The sequence below is a fragment of the Pseudomonas graminis genome, from assembly GCF_900111735.1.
Taxonomy (GTDB): Bacteria; Pseudomonadota; Gammaproteobacteria; order Pseudomonadales; family Pseudomonadaceae; genus Aquipseudomonas; species Aquipseudomonas graminis.
In genome coordinates, this window is sequence record NZ_FOHW01000001.1 from 135,295 (window position 1) to 156,190 (window position 20,896).

General features: G+C 62.7%; 11 protein-coding genes. 9 read left to right on the forward strand and 2 right to left on the reverse strand.

The genetic code is table 11. From position 1 onward, the window contains the following. Nucleotides 1-136 precede the first annotated feature (136 nt). The 6 genes from BMY98_RS00600 to BMY98_RS00625 all read left to right on the forward strand — a co-directional run bounded on the left by BMY98_RS00600 (nt 137) and on the right by BMY98_RS00625 (nt 12,285). Nucleotides 137-1,477 (forward strand): MdtA/MuxA family multidrug efflux RND transporter periplasmic adaptor subunit, encoded by a 1,341-nt coding sequence (locus BMY98_RS00600; RefSeq protein WP_074883820.1) that lies wholly within the window; start codon nt 137-139, stop codon nt 1,475-1,477. Continuing rightward, nucleotides 1,474-4,569 (forward strand): MdtB/MuxB family multidrug efflux RND transporter permease subunit, encoded by a 3,096-nt coding sequence (locus tag BMY98_RS00605; protein ID WP_074883278.1) that lies wholly within the window; start codon nt 1,474-1,476, stop codon nt 4,567-4,569. The genes BMY98_RS00600 and BMY98_RS00605 overlap by 4 nt, the downstream gene beginning before the upstream one ends. 112 nt (nt 4,570-4,681) lie before the next feature. Continuing rightward, entirely contained in the window at nt 4,682-7,789 is a 3,108-nt protein-coding gene (locus tag BMY98_RS00610; RefSeq protein ID WP_074883281.1) for an efflux RND transporter permease subunit, read from the forward strand. Nucleotides 7,790-7,797: 8 nt separating this feature from the next. Further along, a complete protein-coding gene (locus tag BMY98_RS00615; protein ID WP_074883823.1) occupies nt 7,798-9,276 on the forward strand; it encodes an efflux transporter outer membrane subunit in 1,479 nt (492 codons plus the stop codon). 126 nt (nt 9,277-9,402) lie between these two features. Beyond that, entirely contained in the window at nt 9,403-11,490 is a 2,088-nt protein-coding gene (locus BMY98_RS00620) for a putative bifunctional diguanylate cyclase/phosphodiesterase (RefSeq protein ID WP_074883285.1), read from the forward strand. 48 nt (nt 11,491-11,538) lie between these two features. Then, nucleotides 11,539-12,285 carry an SDR family oxidoreductase gene (locus BMY98_RS00625; protein ID WP_074883288.1) on the forward strand — a complete coding sequence of 249 codons (747 nt, stop codon included), beginning with the start codon at nt 11,539-11,541 and terminating at the stop codon, nt 12,283-12,285. Nucleotides 12,286-12,551: 266 nt separating this feature from the next. On the opposite strand, the gene mapR is transcribed toward BMY98_RS00625, so the two are convergent. Further along, nucleotides 12,552-13,991, reverse strand: coding sequence for a GntR family transcriptional regulator MpaR (gene mapR / locus BMY98_RS00630; protein WP_074883291.1), 1,440 nt, complete (start codon nt 13,989-13,991; stop codon nt 12,552-12,554). Between the two features lie 234 nt (nt 13,992-14,225). Here mapR and BMY98_RS00635 point away from each other — a divergent pair, with 234 nt between their 5' ends. After that, complete coding sequence (locus BMY98_RS00635; RefSeq protein ID WP_074883293.1) at nt 14,226-14,771, forward strand: MgtC/SapB family protein; 546 nt, start codon at nt 14,226-14,228, stop codon at nt 14,769-14,771. 234 nt (nt 14,772-15,005) lie between these two features. Here the strand turns inward: BMY98_RS00635 and BMY98_RS27210 are convergent, their stop codons facing one another. After that, nucleotides 15,006-15,182: a hypothetical protein gene (locus BMY98_RS27210; RefSeq protein ID WP_175514129.1), complete on the reverse strand. Its 177-nt coding sequence runs from the start codon at nt 15,180-15,182 to the stop codon at nt 15,006-15,008. 340 nt (nt 15,183-15,522) lie between these two features. On the opposite strand from BMY98_RS27210, the gene BMY98_RS00640 reads away from it, so the two are divergent. Further along, nucleotides 15,523-17,559 (forward strand): alpha-1,4-glucan--maltose-1-phosphate maltosyltransferase, encoded by a 2,037-nt coding sequence (locus BMY98_RS00640; RefSeq protein WP_074883296.1) that lies wholly within the window; start codon nt 15,523-15,525, stop codon nt 17,557-17,559. A 16-nt stretch (nt 17,560-17,575) separates the two neighbouring features. Next, nucleotides 17,576-20,896, forward strand: a complete 3,321-nt coding sequence (treS, locus tag BMY98_RS00645; protein WP_074883298.1) for a maltose alpha-D-glucosyltransferase — start codon at nt 17,576-17,578, stop codon at nt 20,894-20,896.

Below are 20,896 nucleotides of genomic sequence, written 5' to 3' on the forward strand. Positions count from 1 at the left end.
ACTCCCTCAGGCCGTTTTTTATTTGTATGTCAGCACCTTATCCAAAGTAAGCACTAGGTAAATTGCCGGTAAAGGCCCTTTGCTTGGCCGGTATCTATGCTTATTGTTCAGCCTCCCGAAGACGCTCACGCGCACACTGGTTGATTTATTCATGCAATCGTCTGGCCCCCGTAATTCCCGTCGCTGGCTGATAAGCCTGTTGGTTCTGTTGATCGTCGCTGGCCTGTGCTGGCGCTTCTGGCCGGGATCCGCGTCGCAGCCGAGCACCACGGCGCAGAAAGGTGATCAGGCCCAGGCCAGTGCAGGCCGCAGCGGTGGCAACGGCAAGGCGGTGGCCAAGCGTCCCGGATTCGGCGGCTCAACCGCCCCGGTACCGGTGCGGGTCGCCGTAGCGAATACCGGCGACTTCCCCATCTACTACAAAGCCCTCGGCACCGTGACCGCGCTGAACACGATCAACGTGCGCAGCCGTGTAGCGGGGGAGTTGATGAAGATCAATTTCCAGGAAGGCCAGCAGGTCAAGGCCGGCGATCTGCTGGCGGTGATCGACCCGCGCAGCTACCAGATCGCCCTGCAACAGGCTGAAGGCACGCTGATGCAGAACCAGGCGCTGCTCAAGAATGCTCAACTCGACGTACAGCGTTATCGGGGCCTGTACAAAGAAGACAGCATCGCCAAGCAAACCCTGGACACCGCAGAATCCCTGGTCGGTCAGTACCAGGGCACCATCAAGACCAATCAGGCCGCAGTGGGCGACGCAAAGCTCAACCTGGAGTTCTCGCAGATCCGTGCGCCGATTTCCGGCCGCATCGGCCTGCGCCAGCTGGATGTCGGCAATCTCGTGGCCGCCAATGACACCAACCCGTTGGTGGTGATCACCCAGACCAAGCCAATCACCGTCAACTTCACGCTGCCGGAAAAGGACCTCGCCGAGGTGCTTGCCCGCTACCGCAGCGGCAGCAAGCTGCCGGTTGAGGCGTGGGACCGCGGGGACTTGAAGCTGCAGGCCACCGGCGTGCTCGCCAGCATCGACAACCAGATCGATATCACCACCGGCACGCTGAAATTCAAGGCGCGGTTCGATAACGACAACGAAGCGCTGTTCCCCAATCAGTTCGTCAATGCGCGCCTGCTCGCCAACACCCTGAAAAACGTGGTGCTGGTGCCGTCGGCCTCGGTGCAGTTCGGCGTCAACGGCACGTTCGTGTACGTGATGGACGGCGACAAGACCGTGCGTATTCGCCAGCTTAAAACCGGGCCAAGCGACGAGAACTCGACGGTGATTACCGAAGGTCTCGCGGCCGGCGACCGCGTGGTGCTCGAAGGCACCGACCGCCTGAAAGACGGCAGCGCGGTGGACGTGGTCAACGACAGCAAAGACGTTCCGGCCACGCCCGGCCAGCAATTGCAGGGCAAGCCATCGAAGGAACCCGGTGAGTCAGCGGGTGCCGAGACCGCGAAGAAAGGCAACGTATGAACCTGTCACGCCTGTTCATCCTCAGGCCGGTCGCCACCACGCTGAGCATGCTGGCCATCGTGCTGGCCGGCCTGATCGCGTACACGCTGCTGCCGGTGTCGGCGTTGCCTCAGGTGGATTACCCGACCATTCGGGTGATGACGCTTTACCCGGGCGCGAGTCCGCAAGTGATGACCAGTGCCGTGACCGCGCCCCTCGAGCGCCAGTTCGGGCAGATGCCGGGCCTGACCCAGATGGCCTCGACCAGCTCCGGCGGGGCCTCGGTCATCACCCTGCGTTTCAGCCTCGACCTCAACATGGACGTCGCCGAGCAGGAAGTGCAGGCGGCGATCAACGGCGCCACCAACCTGCTGCCGAGCGACCTGCCGGCGCCCCCGACGTATAACAAGGTCAACCCGGCCGACACACCGGTGCTGACGCTGGCGATTACGTCCAAAACCATGCTGCTGCCCAAACTCAATGATCTGGTCGACACACGCATGGCGCAGAAGATCGCGCAGATCAGCGGAGTGGGCATGGTCACCATCGCCGGCGGCCAGCGTCAGGCGGTGCGGATCAAGGTCAATGCCGACGCACTGGCGGCCAACGGCCTGAATCTGGCCGACGTGCGCACGCTGGTCAGCGCTTCCAACGTAAACACGCCCAAGGGTAATTTCGACGGCCCGACGCGGGTGTCGATGCTTGACGCCAACGACCAGCTCAAATCCCCCGAGGAATACGCCAACCTGATTCTGGCGTACAAAAACGGCGGCCCGCTGCGGCTCAAGGATGTCGCCGAGATCGTCGACGGCGCCGAAAACGATCGCCTTGCGGCCTGGGCCAATGAAAACCAGGCCGTGCTGCTGAACATCCAGCGTCAGCCGGGCGCCAACGTGATCGACGTGGTCGACCGGATCAAGGCGCTGCTGCCCAGCATCACCCAGAACCTGCCCGCCGGGCTCGACGTCACTGTACTCACCGACCGCACCCAGACCATCCGCGCCTCGGTCAGCGACGTGCAGCACGAGCTGATGATTTCCATCGTGCTGGTGGTGCTGGTGACCTTCCTGTTTCTGCGGCGCTTCAGCGCGACGATCATTCCCTCGGTGGCCGTGCCGCTGTCGCTGATCGGCACCTTCGGCGTGATGTACCTCGCCGGTTTTTCGGTCAACAACCTGACCTTGATGGCGATGACCATTGCCACCGGTTTCGTGGTCGATGACGCCATCGTCATGCTGGAGAACATTTCCCGGCACCTGGAGGAGGGCGAGACGCCGTTGCAGGCGGCGCTCAAGGGGGCGCGGCAGATTGGTTTCACACTGATCTCACTGACCATTTCGCTGATTGCCGTGCTCATTCCGCTGTTGTTCATGGCCGACGTGGTCGGGCGGTTGTTCCGCGAGTTCGCCATTACCCTCGCGGTGGCGATCCTGATTTCCCTCGTGGTGTCCCTCACCCTGACGCCGATGATGTGCGCGCGCTTGCTCAAGCGTGAACCAAGGGAAGAAGAGCAGGGCCGTTTTTACCGGGCCAGCGGCGCGTGGATCGACTGGCTGGTGGCCGCCTACGGGCGCAAATTGCAGTGGGTGCTCAAGCATCAGCCGCTGACCCTGCTGGTCGCCATCGCCACCCTCGGGATTACCGTGCTGCTTTACCTGGCCGTGCCCAAGGGCTTCTTTCCGGTGCAGGACACCGGCGTGATTCAGGGCATTTCCGAAGCGCCGCAGTCGGTGTCGTTCGCCTCCATGAGCCAGCGTCAGCAGGCCCTGGCGAAAATCATCCTCAAGGACCCTGCGGTTGCCAGTCTCTCGTCCTACATCGGCGTCGACGGCGACAACGCGACCCTCAACAGCGGGCGCATGCTGATCAACCTCAAACCCCACAGCGAACGTGATGTCACGGCGTCCGAAGTGATTCAGCGTCTGCAGCCCGAGGTCGATCAGCTGTCGGACATCCGCCTGTTCATGCAGCCGGTGCAGGACCTGACCATCGAAGACCGGGTCAGCCGCACCCAGTACCAGTTCAGCATGTCATCGCCGGACGCCGACCTGCTCAATCTGTGGAGCGGCAAACTGGTGGAGGCGCTGGCTCAGCGACCGGAGCTGACCGATGTCGCCAGCGACCTGCAGGACAAGGGTCTGCAGGTGTTCCTCAACATCGACCGCGACGCTGCCAGTCGGCTGGGCGTGACCGTCGCCAACATCACCGATGCGCTGTATGACGCTTTCGGCCAGCGGCAGATTTCCACCATCTACACCCAGGCCAGTCAATACCGTGTGGTATTGCAGGCCGACTCCCGCAGTGAGCTGGGGCCCGAAGCGCTGGAGCAGATTCACGTCAAGACCACCGATGGCGGGCAGGTCAAGTTGTCGAGCCTGGGCCGGGTCGAACAGCGGCAGGCGCAGCTGGCGATTGCCCATATCGGGCAGTTCCCGGCGGTAATGATGTCGTTCAACCTGGCCCCCGGCGTTGCGCTGGGCAAGGCGGTGGAAGTCATCGAGCAGGTGCAGAAAGACATCGGCATGCCGATCGGCGTGCAGACGCAATTCCAGGGCGCGGCCGAAGCCTTCCAGGCCTCGCTGTCCAGCACGCTGTTGCTGGTGCTGGCGGCGGTGATCACCATGTACATCGTGCTGGGCGTGCTCTACGAGAGCTACATCCACCCGATTACCATTTTGTCGACCCTGCCATCGGCTGCCATCGGTGCGCTGCTGGCGCTGATCATCAGCGGCAACGATCTGGGCATGATCGCCATCATCGGCATCATCCTGCTGATCGGTATCGTCAAGAAAAACGCGATCATGATGATCGACTTCGCTCTCGACGCTGAGCGCAACCGCGGCATCGCCCCTGAGACCGCTATCTACGAAGCGGCGCTGCTGCGCTTCCGACCCATTCTCATGACCACCCTGGCGGCGCTGTTCGGCGCGATCCCGCTGATGTTCGCGTCAGGCTCCGGCGCCGAACTGCGCCAGCCATTGGGCTTGGTGATGGTCGGCGGCTTGCTGGTCAGCCAGGTCCTGACGCTGTTCACCACGCCGGTCATCTATCTGTATTTCGATCGATTGGGGCGCCGGTTTCAGCGCAAAGAGAACACCGAGGTGGCGGTATGACCGGCCAGCTGCAAGCTTCAAGCGTTAAGCCTCAAGCTAGAAGCAGCACCCCGCAGGTCGGGGCGGGTGCGTTCAATTGCCGCTTGAAGCTTGCCGCCTGGAGCTCCCGCCCATGAATCTGTCCGGGCCCTTCATCAAACGCCCCGTAGCGACCATGCTCCTGAGCCTGGCAATCATGCTGCTGGGCGGGATGAGCTTCGGTCTGCTGCCGGTGTCGCCGCTGCCGAACATGGATTTTCCGGTGATCGTGGTCAGCGCCTCGTTGCCTGGCGCCAGCCCGGAAATCATGGCGTCGAGCGTGGCGACGCCGCTGGAGCGCTCCCTCGGGGTGATCGCCGGGGTCAACACCATGAGCAGCCGTTCGAATCAGGGCTCGACCCGGATCATTCTGCAGTTCGACATGGACCGCGACATCAACGGTGCTGCGCGAGAAGTGCAGGCAGCCATCAACGCATCGCGCAGCCTGCTGCCCAGCGGAATGCGCAGCATGCCGACCTACAAGAAGGTCAACCCGTCCCAGGCGCCGATCATGGTGCTGTCGCTGACCTCCGACGTGCTGGAGAAGGGCGAGCTGTACGACATGGCGTCGACAATTCTGTCCCAGAGCCTGTCCCAGGTGAACGGCGTCGGCGAGGTGCAGATCGGTGGCAGTTCGCTGCCTGCCGTGCGCGTGGAACTGGAGCCCAAGCTGCTGTCCCAGTACGGCGTGTCGCTGGATGAAGTGCGTACCACCATTTCCAATGCCAACGTGCGCCGGCCGAAAGGCTCGGTGGAGAACAGCGAGCACAACTGGCAGGTGCAGGCCAACGATCAGTTGGAGAAGGCCAAGGATTACGAATCGCTGATCATCCATTACGCCAACGGCGCGGCGTTGCGGCTCAAAGACGTGGCCAGGGTCAAGGATTCGGTGGAAGACCGCTACAACAGCGGCTTCTTCAATGACAAGGCAGCGGTGCTACTGGTAATCAACCGTCAGGCGGGCGCCAACATCATCGAAACCGTGGCGGCGATCAAGGCGCAGTTGCCGGCGTTACAGGCGGTGCTTCCGGCCAGCGTCAAGCTCGACCTGGCGATGGACCGCTCGCCGGTGATCAAGGCCACCCTGCACGAGGCCGAGATGACGCTGCTGATTGCGGTGGTGCTGGTGATTCTGGTGGTGTTCCTGTTTCTCGGGAATTTCCGCGCTTCGCTGATCCCGACCCTGGCCGTGCCGGTGTCGCTGGTGGGCACCTTCGCGATCATGTACCTGTACGGGTTTTCCCTGAACAACCTGTCGCTGATGGCGTTGATTCTCGCCACCGGACTAGTGGTCGACGATGCCATTGTGGTGCTGGAGAACATTTCCCGGCACATCGACAAGGGCGTGCCGCCGATGGAGGCGGCTTATCTGGGCGCCAGGGAAGTCGGCTTCACGCTGCTGTCGATGAACGTGTCGCTGGTGGCGGTGTTCGTCTCGATTCTGTTCATGGGCGGGCTGGTGGAGAGCCTGTTCCGCGAGTTTTCCATCACGTTGTCGGTGTCCATTGTCGTTTCGCTGGTGGTCTCACTGACCTTGACGCCGATGCTCTGCGCGCGCTGGCTCAAGCCCCACGTGCCGGGCTCGGAAAACCGTCTGCAGCGCTGGAGCCAGCGGGTCAATGACCGCATGGTCGCCGGTTACGACCGCAGCCTGCGCTGGGTGCTGCGTCATCGGCGCCTGACCCTGCTGACGCTGCTGTTGACCATCGTCGGCAACATCGCGCTGTACGTCGTGGTGCCAAAGACTTTTCTGCCGCAGCAGGACACCGGCCAGTTGATGGGGTTTGTGCGGGGCGATGACGGCCTGTCGTTCTCGGTCATGCAGCCGAAGATGGACACGTTCCGCGCAGCGATTCTCAAGGACCCGGCCGTGGAGAGTGTCGCGGGCTTCATCGGCGGCAACGGCGGCACCGGCAATGCGTTCATCATCGTGCGCCTGAAGCCGATCAAGGAGCGCAACATCGGCGCCATGGAAGTGGTCGAGCGGCTGCGCAAGGAAATGCCGCTGGTCCCCGGCGGGCGCCTGTTCCTGCAGCCCGACCAGGACCTGCAACTGGGCGGCGGCCGCGAGCAGACCACCTCGCAATACCAGTACATCCTGCAAAGCGGCGACCTGGAAACCCTGCGCCTGTGGTACCCGAAGGTGGTCGCTGCACTGAAGTCCCTCAAGGAGCTGACCGCCATCGATGCCAACGATGGCGGCGGCACCCAGCAGGTGACGTTGATTGTCGATCGCGACGCGGCCAAGCGCCTGGGCATCGACATGAACATGGTCACCACCGTGCTGAACAACGCCTACAGCCAGCGTCAGGTGTCGACCATTTATGACCCGCTGAACCAGTACCAGGTGGTCATGGAGGTCAACCCGAAATACGCCCTCGACCCGACCACCCTGGAGCAGGTCCAGGTGATCACTGCCGATGGCGCGCGGGTGCCGCTGTCGACCATTGCCCGTTACGAGCGCAGTCTGGAAGACGACCGGGTCAGCCACGACGGCCAGTTCGCCTCGGAAAACATCTCCTTTGACCTGTCCGACGGCGTCACCCTCGACCAGGCCAACGCCGCCATTGAGCGCGCCGTCGCGGCGGTGGGCCTGCCCGAGGACGTGATCGCCAAGATGGCCGGGACCTCCGACGCCTTCGCCGCCACCCAGAAGAGCCAGCCGTGGATGATCCTCGGCGCGCTGGTAGCGGTGTACCTGGTGCTGGGCATCCTCTACGAAAGCTACATCCACCCGCTGACCATTCTCTCGACGCTGCCATCGGCAGGAGTCGGCGCGCTGTTGAGCATCTACCTAACCGGCGGGCAGTTCAGCCTGATCTCGTTGCTGGGGCTGTTCCTGCTGATCGGCGTGGTGAAGAAGAACGCGATTCTGATGATCGACCTCGCCTTGCAGCTCGAACGTCAGGGCGGCATGACCCCGGTGGAATCCATTCGCAATGCCTGCCTGCAACGGCTGCGGCCGATTCTGATGACCACGCTGGCGGCGATCCTCGGCGCCGTGCCGTTGCTGCTCAGCAGCGCCGAAGGTGCCGAAATGCGTCGGCCGCTGGGCCTGACCATCATCGGCGGCCTGATCCTCAGTCAGATCCTCACGCTGTACACCACCCCCGTGGTTTACCTTTATCTCGACCGTCTGCGCCATCGTTTCAACACATGGCGCGGTGTGCAGACGGATGCTGCCCTGGACACTCCGCTATGAACGACTCGATGAAAGCCCCTGGCCCACAGCGGACGTTGCCGTTTCACAGGACCTTCGGCGTTGCCTTGTGCGCGCTGCTGCTCAGTGCCTGCGCCGTCGGCCCGGATTACAAGACGCCGGACATGCCGACGCCGGCGCACTTCAAGCAGGCCGAAGGCTGGACCCAGGCCAACCCGAGCGATGCGATGGCGCGCGGCGCGTGGTGGGAAATCTACGGCGACGCCCAGCTCAACGCGCTGGTGGAAAAACTCAATACGTCCAACCAGACCGTGGCGCAGTACGAGGCGCAGTACCGGCAGGCTGCCGCCCTGGTGCGCAGTGCGCGGGGCGCGTTCTTCCCGACGCTGGACCTGACCACCAGCAAAAACCGCTCGAGCCAGGGCACCGGCAGCAGCAGTTCCAGCCTGAGCAGTTCCAGCAGCGGCATCCGTGACACCTACAACGCGCAATTGGGCGTCAGTTGGGAAGCCGACGTGTGGGGCAAGTTGCGCCGCGGGCTGGAAGCCGACAAGGCCAGCGCCCAGGCGAGCCTCGCCGATCTGGCGTCGATGCGCCTGAGCCTGCAATCGCAACTGGTGCAGAACTACCTGCAACTGCGGGTGATCGATGAGCAAAAGCGTTTGCTGGAAGCGACCGTCGATGCCTATCAGCGCTCGCTGACCATGACCCAGAACCAGTACCGCGCCGGGATTTCCGGCCGCGATGCAACGGCCCAGGCGCAGACGCAACTCAAGAGCACCCAGGCTGACCTGATCGATCTGCAATGGCAGCGCGCCCAGTTCGAAAACGCCATTGCCGTGCTGATGGGCCAGGCCCCGGCGGACTTCAGCCTCGCGCCGACCACGTCGATTCCGGCCGTGCCGCAGATCCCGGCGCAGCTGCCGTCGCAATTGCTCGAACGCCGCCCGGACATCGCCGCCGCCGAGCGTTCGGTGATGACCGCCAATGCCAATATCGGCGTGGCAAAGGCCGCGTATTACCCGGACCTGACCCTGAGCATGAGCGGCGGTTACAGCAGCAGCACCGTCAGCAACTGGATCTCCTTGCCCAACCGCTTCTGGTCGGTCGGCCCGCAACTGGCGATGACCCTGTTCGATGGTGGCCAGCGCGCTGCCGAAGTGGACCGCACCGAAGCGGTCTATGACCAGACTGTCGCCCAGTACCGCCAGACCGTGCTCGACGGCTTCAAGGAAGTCGAGGATTACATGGCCCAGCTGCGCGTGTATGAGCAGGAGTCCGGGGTGCGCGATGAAGCGCTGCAATCGGCGCGTGACTCCCTGCGCCTGACCAACAACCAGTACAAAGCCGGGCTGATTGGCTACCTGGACGTGGTGAACGTACAGACCACCGCGCTGAGCAACGAACGCAGTGTGCTGAATGTGCTGGAAAGCCGGTTGGTCGCCAGCGCCCAGTTGATTGCCGCGTTGGGCGGCGGTTGGGATGCAGCGACCGGCCTGACACCGGGCCCTGAGGTGTCCGATCGTTAACCCGGTTAACTAGCGATGTGCCACCTTTGCGACGGAGTGACGGGACTTTCAGTGGAATTTCGGTACAATCGCCGCCGAATTCATCAGGTCTGAAAGGCCGCACTCCGTTGAGCCAAGGGCCAGCCCATGTTGATCGGCCATTACACCTATCCGCTGGTTCTGATTTCAGTCCTTGTGGCGATTCTCGCGTCTTACACGACCCTTGATCTGGCCGGGCGCATTGCCTCTGCCAGTGGTCGCGCGCGAATGCTGTGGGTGTGTGGCGGCGCGCTGTCCATGGGCGTCGGCATCTGGTCCATGCACTTCATCGGCATGCTTGCGTTCACACTGCCTATCCAGCTGGCGTACGACATCCCGCTGACACTGCTCTCGCTGCTGATCACTATCCTTTCCTCGGGTTTTGCGCTGTGGCTGGTCAGCCACGACCACGTCCCGTTGTCGAATATTCTGGTCGGCGCATTGGTCATGGGCCTGGGCAGCAGTGCCATGCATTACACCGGCATGGCGGCGATGCGCATGCAGCCGGGCATTGACTACGACCCCAACCTGGTCGGCCTGTCGGTGCTGATTGCCGTCACCGCGTCCGCCGCAGCGCTGGCCATCGCCGTGCGGCTGCGCAAGGAAACCCCCTACGTACGCCTGGCCCGCGGCGGCGCGGCGGTCGTCATGGGGTTCGCGATCCTTGGCATGCATTACACCGCCATGACTGCCGCCAATTTTCCACCGGGCAGTTTCTGTGGCGCGCTTCCCACCGGCCTGCACACCGACGGTCTGGACAAGCTGGTACTGGTCACCAGCCTGACGGTACTGGGTATCACCCTGGTCACGTCGGTGCTTGACGCGCGCATGGCGGCGCGCACCGCCCAACTGTCGTTGTCGTTGAAAGAAGCCAATCGCGAGCTCACGCAACTGGCCCAGCACGACAATCTGACCGGGCTTCCCAACCGCATTCTGCTGGCCGATCGTATCGATCAGGCCATGCGCAAGGTGGACGCCCAGGGCGGTATGTTCGCCCTGATGTTTCTGGATCTGGACGGCTTCAAACCGGTGAACGATGCCTTCGGCCATCACGTCGGCGATCAGCTCTTGCGCGCAGTGGCCATGCGATTGCGCGAGAACTTCCACCGCCACGACACCCTGGCGCGCATCGGCGGTGATGAATTCGTGTTGCTCGTGGAACTCGACGATGCCGAAGAAGCGGTCAGCGTGGCCTCGCGGCAGGTCTCGCTGGTAAGTCAGCCGTACAGCGTGCAGGAACATAATCTGCAGGTGACGGTGAGCGTCGGTATCAGCCTGTATCCGGGCAACGGCCGTACCCAGCAGGAATTGCTGATGAACGCCGACGCCGCCATGTACCACGCCAAGAACGCCGGCAAGAACGGCTACAGCTTTTTCGATGCCTCGATGAACACCAACGCGCGCAATAAGCTGCAGCTGTTGCAGGACCTGCGGCTTGCGCTGCGCGACGGGCAATTCTGCCTGCATTATCAGCCCAAGTTCTGCGCAAGCTCACACCGGCCGGTGGGCGCCGAAGCGCTGGTGCGCTGGAATCATCCGCAGCTCGGACTGCTGATGCCGGAGCAATTCATCGGCTTGGCGGAAAAAACCGGGTTGATCATTCCTATCGGCGAGTGGGTGATGAGCGAGGCCTGCCAGCAGATGAAGCGCTGGTACGACGCCGGCAACACCGACTGGCGCATGGCGGTGAACCTGTCGGCGTTGCAATTCAGCCATGTCGGGCTGGTCGAGACGGTCGCGGACGCGTTGGCGACCCACGGGCTGCCGGCCAACTGCCTGACCCTGGAAATCACCGAAACCACGGCCATGAGCGATGCCGACGCGAGCATGACCGTGCTGCGGAAGCTCTCGGACATGGACGTGGACCTGTCCATTGACGACTTCGGCACTGGCTACTCCAGCCTGATGTACCTCAAACGCCTGCCGGCCAACGAATTGAAGATCGATCGCGGTTTCGTGCGCGATCTGGAGCACGACGGCGACGATGCGGCCATTGTGTCGGCCATCGTTGCGCTGGGTCAGGCGCTGAACCTGCGCATCGTCGCCGAAGGTGTCGAAACCGCCAGCCAACAGAGTTTGCTGACGCGGCTGGGCTGCGACGCCTTGCAGGGTAACCTGCTGGGTTATCCGCTGCCGGCGGAGCGGTTCATGGCGGACATCGAAGCCGCCCGACGTCTCAGCGAAATCACCGATTGAGTGTCAACGCCAATCCCACCTCCACGCATTGATCGACTGGGAACATTTATGGATAAAAATCTGCTCATTACCGGCGGCTCCCGGGGTATCGGTGCCGCCACGGCAGTTCTGGCAGCGGCGCAGGCTTATCGCGTGTGCATCAACTATCTGTCCGATCACGCCTCGGCGGAACGGCTGTGCGGGCAGATTCGCGAGGCGGGCGGTTATGCCATCGCGGTGCAGGCCGACGTCAGCAACGAGGACGAGATCATTCGTCTGTTTGCCCGGGTCGATTCCGAAATGGGCCCGATCACCGCGCTGGTCAACAACGCCGGCACGGTGGGCGAAGCCTCGCGGCTCGACACGATGTCCGAGTTTCGCCTGTTGAAGATCATGATGAGCAACGTCGTCGGGCCCATGCTCTGCAGCAAGCACGCACTGCTGCGCATGTTGCCCCGCCACGGCGGGCGCGGCGGCAGCATTGTCAACGTCTCGTCCGTGGCCGCCCGGCTCGGATCACCTGGCGAGTACGTCGACTACGCGGCGTCCAAGGGCGCGCTGGACACTTTCACCGTCGGGCTGGCCAAGGAAGTGGCAGGCGAGGGGGTGCGAGTCAACGCCGTGCGCCCCGGTTACATCTTTACCGAATTCCACGCCCTGAGCGGCGATCCCCATCGCGTCAGCAAACTGGAACCGACCATCCCCATGGGCCGTGGCGGTCTGGCCGCTGAAGTGGCAGAAGCGATTCTGTGGCTGCTGTCGGACAAGGCGTCATATTCGACCGGTTCGTTCATTGATCTGGGCGGGGGACGATAGCGATACCGCTGATGCTGCGAGGTAGGGAGGTCATCCGACTGTCGTGGGACCTTGCTGACTGCACGCGACCTCCCTGCTGAAACGTAATCCCCTGTAGGAGCGCGCTTGCCCGCGAAAGGGCAGGTACATCCGCCACCTTTCTCGGGTCCGTACTGACGCCTTCGCGGGCAAGCGCGCTCCTACGGCCTTCGGCCAGAATCAAAAACCATCACCGCGGCGCCACCACGTTCCTGGCCTGATACTGTCGCGATCCTGATAGCAATGTCCTAACCCGCCATCATCGAGCGAATGATCTTCCCCAGGGTCTCCATCGCCCGTTCAGGGGTTTCGCCCCACGGGCTGCCGTAGTTCAGGCGGATGAAGGGCTGGAAGCGCCGCGTTGGCGAAAACATCGGGCCGGGGGCGATGCTGATGCCCTGGGCGAGGGCGGCCTGGAATACCTTCAGCGAGTCGATCTGTGCCGGCAGCTCAACCCACAGGAAGTATCCGCCAGTGGGCTGGCTGACACGGGTCTGCGCGGGGAAGTACCGGGCGATGGCGCCAAGCATGGCCCGCTGCTGGTCTTCCAGGCTGTGGCGCAACTTGCGCAGGTGCCGGTCATAACCGCCGTGCTGCAAGTAATCGGCGATGGCGGCCTGTGCCGGCATCGAGGCGCACAGCGAAGTCATGATCTTCAGCCGCTCGACTTTCTGCGCATAACGCCCGGCAGCGACCCAGCCCACCCGATACCCGGGCGCCAGGCTCTTGGCGAACGAGCCGCAATGCAGGACCAGACCTTCAGTGTCGAACGCCTTTGCCGGTTTCGGCGCGTGCTGGCCGTAATACAACTCGGCGTACACGTCATCCTCGATCAGCGGCACCTCGTGCTCGCGCAGCAACTCCACCAGCGCCCGTTTGCGCGCCTCAGGCACGGTTGCGCCGGTGGGATTCTGAAAGCTGGTCATGCTCCAGCAGGCCTTGATCGGGTATCGCTCGAGCGCCTGCTCAAGCACTGCCAGATCAATGCCCTGTTGCGGGTGCACCGGGATTTCCACCGCCTTGAGCTTCAGCCGCTCGAGCACTTGCAGGCAGGCGTAGAACGCCGGCGCCTCGATGGCCACCAGATCACCGGGCTCGGTCACTGCTTGCAGGCACAGATTCAAGGCCTCAAGGGCGCCGTTGGTGATCAGCAGTTCGTCCATGGGCAACATCTGCCCGGCGACCATGTAGCGCAGCGCGATCTGCCGGCGCAGGGCCGGATTGCCGGGCGACAGGTCGCTGACCACCATGCGCGGGTCCATGTCGCGGGTGGCACTGGCCAGGGAGCGGGCCAGGCGCTGCAAGGGGAACAGCCCGGCGCTGGGGAAGGCGGAGCCGAACGGCACGGTGTTCGGGTCCTTGATGGATTCCAGCACCGAGAACACCAGTTCGCTGACGTCGACTTCGGTGGATTCGCTCAGCGCCGGCGCGGGACGCACATCCTGCTCTGTGACGTCGTCACTCAGGCCTTGCAGGCGGACGCTGTCGTTGACGAAATAGCCGGAACGCGGCCGCGCCCGGATCAGGCCTCGACGTTCCAGCAAGTAGTAGGCCTGGAACACCGTCGACGGACTGATCCCATGGGTCTGGCTGGCGTAGCGCACCGACGGCACGCGCTGACCCGCAGCCAGCACCCCGGTGCGAATCAGCTCGGCAATGTCATCGGCAAACTTTTCATAACGCTTCATGATGGGCTCGTGCTGAGTGGCTTCTGTGGCGCAGCAGCCATGCAGTGCCGGCCGGCGGGAAAGGAGGTTGGGCCGGGGGCAGGGGCGGAATATGCCCGCTGCCTGCGGATTAGTACAGATGCAGATTCGCGCACAACAACCGGATCAACCGCTGAGTCACGATGTGTGCCTCCCGCACTCTCGGCCGCTGCTGCGGTCCATACCGCACTTACGCACAATGAGGGGAATGCGCTGATGAATGCCTGGTGGGAAGAAGTCGTGGAGACGCTGCAGGCCGAGTTCTCTGATATCACCGATGCCGGGCAGATCACCCGCGTGACCATACGCCTGGTTATTGCGGCGCTGCTGGGCGGGATTCTGGGTTTCGAGCGGGAGCACAAGGGCAAGGCAGCCGGGGTTCGAACGCACATGCTGGTGTGCATGGGCGCTGCGCTGTTTGTGCTGGTCCCGCGCATGGCCGGTGCCGACGACGCAGCACTCAGCCGGGTGGTGCAGGGCATTGTGGCGGGGATCGGCTTTCTTGGCGCAGGGACCATCCTCAAGGGCGACGCGCTCAATGCCACTCAGGTGAAAGGCCTGACCACCGCGGCGGGATTGTGGATGACCGCGGCCATTGGCATTGCGGCGGGAATGGGCAGGGAGATGACGGCGGTGCTGAGTACAGTGTTGGCCCTGGGCATCTTCAGCCTGATGCCACGGATTGTCAGACGCTTTGAATCGCCAGAAGAACGGGCAAAGGATCCGGCCCGGAGCACCGGTGGCGACGCCCAGGAGCCTTGAACCAGCGGTCATTTGAGGGTGCGACGGCTGACGCTTTCCCGGCTGAAGCCGGTCCCACCAAGAGCCAGCGTTGGGTCAGTGATTCTAGTGTCGATCCCACTGACGCGAAGCGTTTGTGAGTGGGACCGGCTTTAGCCGGGAAGGGGCCAGTTGGCGCACCCTCAGCATCCCGGCATGCTGTCTCAAAGCTGCCCGGCTGAAGCCGGTCCTACATCACCGCGTCGGGTCAGTGAATCACTCTGGAAACTTATCATCCAGAATAGCCGGGGGCTCACCGCTCGGCGGATCACCCACGGGTGGTTCGATGACCGGCGGCATGAGCGGGGAAGGTGGCTCCTCGGGCTTTGGCACCGGCAATTCAGGATCGTCTATGTTCGGATCGGGCGTTTCTGCGGGAACGGGAATGCTCATGGTCTTCGCTTCCTTGGGTTCGTCGAGAGGGGCGTGTCAGGTGACGTTGCATCACACCCGCCATCACGCAAGCATGTCGACCCCATCGCCCTGACAATGATTCACTCAATCGGCTTGGAGACCGCGTTACGGCGCAGCCCCTGGCCTGCCATTATCCGCGCGGTGACTTGGTCAAACGTCACGCAAGCTGTTTGAACTTTTGCCCGAGGCTGGCGTTCGGAACCTATGCTGCCACGTCCGGATGAGTTGATCCCGTGGCTCTCTCTTATGTTATGGACAAAGACGCTGAAGCAATGGGCGCCCCACAGCGGGCGTCCCTGGGCGTGAGGAGTGATGCTCGATGAATGATACTGCTGATCAGCCGTACGGCCCGGATTCCCTGGCCAACGATGTTCTCCACTCTATCCACCCTATACCCCTGACCCAAGCCCTGCAGTTGCCGCGCATCGTGATCGAGGACACCCAACCGGTGATCGATAACGGTCAGCTGGCCGCCAAGGCCGTTGTCGGTCAGCCGGTCACGGTCACCAGCAAAATCTACGCGGACGGCCACGACAAGATGGCGGTGCGCATCGTTTATCGCGCCGTCGACCAGGAAGAATGGCAGTCCGTGCCCATGCGCGAGCTGGGCAACGACAGCTGGATTGGCGAATTCACCCCGCCGACCTTCACCCGCTACATTTATCGCCTTGAAGCCTGGATCGATCAGTTCGGCAGCTACCGCTACGAGCTGGAAAAGAAGTACGCCGCCGGCGTGACCATCGATCTGGAGCTGGAAGAAGGGCGCCTGCACCTGGTGCACGCCGCCGAGCGCAGCACCCTCGAATTGCGCGGCCAGCTCGACAGCCTGATCAAGCGCTTCGGCGAGGCTGCGGACAACGAGGCCAAAGTCGCACTGTTGTTGAACAGCGAAACCGCCACCGTCATGGCCAAGGCGGACAACCACGCGTTCCTCAGCCGCAGCCTGGAATTCCCGCTGGACGTCGAGCGTGAACTGGCCCAGTTCGCCAGCTGGTACGAGCTGTTTCCACGCTCCATCACCGATGATAAAAAGCGCCACGGTACCTTCAAGGACGTTCACACGCGCCTGCCGATGATCCGCGACATGGGCTTCGACGTGCTGTATTTCCCGCCGATCCACCCGATCGGCCGCGCCCACCGCAAAGGGCCTAACAACTCCCTCACCGCAGGGCCGGATGACGTCGGCAGCCCCTACGCCATCGGCAGCGCTGAAGGCGGGCATGACGCCATTCACCCGCAATTGGGCACCCGTGAAGACTTCCGCGAGCTGGTGGCCGCTGCAGCCGAGCATGGCCTGGAAATCGCCCTGGATTTCGCCATTCAGTGCTCCCAGGACCACCTGTGGCTCAAGGAGCACCCGGGCTGGTTCTCGTGGCGTCCGGACGGCACTATCCGTTACGCGGAAAACCCGCCGAAGAAATACCAGGACATCGTCAACGTCGATTTTTATGCGCCAGACGCGATTCCAGGCCTGTGGACCGAGCTGCGTGACGTGATCCTCGGCTGGGTGAACGAGGGCGTGAAGATCTTCCGCGTCGACAACCCGCACACCAAGCCGTTGCCGTTCTGGCAGTGGATGATTGCCGACGTGCGCAGCAAGCACCCGGAAGTCATGTTCCTCGCTGAAGCCTTCACCAAGCCGGCAATGATGGCGCGCCTGGGCAAGGTCGGTTATTCCCAGAGCTACACCTACTTCACCTGGCGCAACACCAAGGCGGAGTTGAGTGAGTATTTCACCCAGCTCAATGAGTCGCCGTGGCGCGAGTGCTACCGGCCGAACTTCTTCGTCAATACGCCGGACATCAACCCGCCGTTCCTGCACGATTCGGGTCGCCCGGGCTTTCTGATCCGCGCGGCGCTGGCGACCATGGGTTCGGGTTTGTGGGGCATGTATTCGGGCTTCGAGCTGTGTGAAGCCGCGCCGGTGCCGGGCAAAGAGGAATATTTGGATTCGGAGAAGTACGAGATTCGTCCTCGTGACTTCACCGCACCCGGCAACATCATTGCCGAGATCGCCCAGCTCAACCGCATCCGTCGCCAGAACCCGGCGCTGCAGACCCATCTGGGCCTGAAGGTCTACACCGCGTACAACGACAACATCCTGTACTTCGGCAAGCGCACGGCGGACGGCAGCAACTTCATTCTGGTTGCTGTGAACCTTGATCCGCGCAACGCGCAGGAAGCGCATTTCGAACTGCCGCTGTGGGAAATGGGCCTGCCGGACGACGCCGCTACGTTGGGCGAAGACTTGATGACCGGGCATTCCTGGACCTGGTACGGCAAGACCCAGTTCATGCGCCTGGACCCGTCTTACCAGCCGTTCGGCATCTGGCGCATCAAGGCCACAAACCAATAATTCAAAGGATGTGGTCATGGCAAAGAAACCCCGCAACGCTGCCTTTATCGAAGACCCGCTCTGGTACAAAGATGCGGTGATTTACCAGGTCCACGTGAAATCGTTTTTCGACTCCAACGACGATGGCATCGGTGACTTCCCCGGCCTGATCGCCAAGCTCGACTACATTGCCGCGCTGGGCGTCAACACCATCTGGCTGCTGCCGTTCTACCCGTCGCCGCGCCGCGATGATGGCTATGACATCTCCGAATACCGGGGCGTGCACAGCGATTACGGCACCATGGCCGATGCCAAGAAGTTTATCGCAGAGGCGCACAACCGCGGCTTGCGGGTGATCACCGAACTGGTCATCAACCACACCTCGGACCAGCACGCGTGGTTTCAGCGCGCGCGGCATGCCAAAAAAGGCTCCAAGGCGCGGGATTTCTACGTCTGGTCCGATGACCCGCAGAAATACGACGGCACCCGGATCATCTTTCTCGACACCGAGAAGTCCAACTGGACCTGGGACCCGGTCGCCGAGCAGTATTTCTGGCACCGTTTTTATTCCCACCAGCCGGACTTGAACTTCGACAATCCGCAAGTCATGAAAGCGGTGATCGAGGTCATGCGTTACTGGCTGGACATGGGCATCGACGGCTTGCGTCTGGACGCGATCCCGTACCTGATCGAGCGTGACGGTACCAACAACGAAAACCTGCCGGAGACCCACCAGGTCCTCAAACAGATCCGCGCCGAGATCGACGCCAACTACCCCGACCGCATGTTGCTGGCCGAGGCGAACCAATGGCCGGAAGACACCCAGCTGTACTTCGGTGACCGCAAGGGCAAGGACGGCGACGAATGCCACATGGCGTTCCACTTCCCGCTGATGCCGCGCATGTACATGGCGGTGGCTCAGGAAGACCGTTTCCCGATCACCGACATCCTGCGCCAGACCCCGGAAATCCCGGAGAACTGCCAGTGGGCGATCTTCCTGCGCAACCACGATGAACTGACGCTGGAAATGGTCACCGACCGCGAGCGTGATTACCTGTGGAACTACTACGCCTCGGACCGCCGCGCGCGGATCAACCTGGGCATTCGTCGTCGCCTCGCGCCGTTGCTGGAACGTGACCGCCGACGTGTCGAGCTGCTGAACAGCATGCTGCTGTCCATGCCTGGCACTCCGACCCTGTATTACGGCGACGAAATCGGCATGGGCGACAACATCTATCTCGGTGACCGGGACGGTGTGCGCACGCCGATGCAGTGGTCGATCGATCGTAACGGCGGCTTTTCCCGCGCCAACCCGGCGAGCCTGGTGCTGCCGCCGATCATGGACCCGCTGTACGGTTACCAGTCGGTCAACGTCGAGGCGCAGGATCACGATCCGCACTCGCTGCTGAACTGGACCCGGCGCATGCTCGCGGTGCGCCGGCAGCAGAAAGCCTTCGGCCGCGGCACCCTGAAAATGCTCTCGCCGAGCAATCGCCGCATCCTGGCCTACACCCGCGAATACACCGGCCCGGACGGCAAGACCGAAATCATCCTCTGCGTTGCCAACGTCTCGGCCGCCTCCCAGGCCGCCGAACTCGAACTGGCGCCGTACGCCGGGACAGTGCCGGTCGAAATGCTCGGCGGCAGCGCCTTTCCACCTATTGGCCAGCTCAATTACCTGCTGACGTTGCCACCCTATGGCTTCTACTGGTTCTTGCTGGCCGCGGAGAATCAAATGCCCAGCTGGCACGTTGAACCGGCTCAGAGCATGCCGGACTTCCCGACTCTGGTGCTCAAGCAGCGTCTGGAAGAATTGCTCGAAGAACCCCTGCGCCAGACCATGGAGCAGCAGTCGCTGTCGGTGTATCTGCCGAAACGCCGCTGGTTCGCGGGTAAAGGCACGGCCATCGACAGCATTCACATCGCCTACGCCGTGCGCTTCGGCTCCACGGTGCGGCCGGCGTTGCTGAGCGAAATCGAAGTCACCTCTGGCGGCGAAACGGTGCGCTACCAGTTGCCGTTTGGCCTGTTGCCGGAAGACGACATCAGCAGCGCCTTGCCGCAACAGTTGGCCCTGTCCCGCGTGCGTCGTGGCCGTCAGGTCGGCTTGATCACTGATGCATTCACCCTTGAGCCGTTCATTCGCAACGTCATAAAAGGCATGCAGGACAATACCGTGCTGGCGACGCCGGACGGTGAGCTGCAATTCCAGAGCACATCGCAACTGGCGCCGCTGGGCCTGAACGAAGATGCCGAGGTGCGTTACCTCTCGGCCGAGCAGTCCAACAGCTCGGTGGTGGTCGGCAAGAAGCTGGTGCTGAAGATGATTCGCCGTGTGGCGGCAGGCACCCACCCGGAACTGGAAATGGGTGCGTACCTCACCGAAGCCGGCTACCCGCACATCTCGCCGCTGTTGGGCGCGGTCGTGCGCGTCGACGGGCAGGGCGAGAAAAACCTGCTGATGATCGCTCAGGGTTACCTGAGCAATCAGGGCGATGCGTGGGAATGGACGCAGAACAATCTCGAACGCGCCGTGCGCGATCACATGGCCCACGGTCAATCGTCGCTGGAGCAGCAAGCCAACGCGCTGATCGAACTGAAAGACTTCGCCGGCCTGCTGGGCCAGCGTCTGGGCGAGATGCACGTGATCCTCGGCGCGCCAACGGATAACCCGGACTTCAAAACCGAAGTCACCAGTGTCAAGGACAGCGAGGCCTCGGCGAAGAGCGTTTCGGCGCAGATCGAGCGCGCCTTGCAGCTGCTTGAACAGCACCGTGACTCCCTGGAAGCCCAGGACCAGCAGCTCATCACTGAACTGCTGGGCAAACGCAAAGCGCTGCTGGCTCAGGTCAAAACCCTGGCGAAGCAGTCGGTTGGCGGCTTGAGAATGCGCGTGCACGGCGACTTGCACCTCGGGCAGATGCTGGTGGTCAAGGGCGATGCCTACCTGATCGACTTCGAGGGCGAGCCGGCGCGTCCGCTGCAGGAACGTCGCGCCAAATACAGCCCGTTCAAAGATGTCAGCGGCGTGCTGCGCTCGTTCGACTACGCTGCGGCGATGGCCATGCGCAACGCGCAAAGTGCCGACACCTCGTTGCAGGCTGAGACGGCACGCCAGCAAGTGGCCGAGACGTATTTGCTGCAGGCGCGGGAAGCCTTCCTCGACGGCTACCGCAAGGCCACCGTGGAAGTGGGTCACGACTGGAAAGATGCCAAAGGTGAGGCGGCCGCGCTGGCGCTGTTCACCCTGGAAAAAGCCGCTTATGAAGTGGCCTACGAGGCCGAGAATCGGCCGACTTGGTTGTCGGTTCCGCTTCAAGGCTTGCGCGGGCTTCTAGACCTGTCTGATGGAGAATGA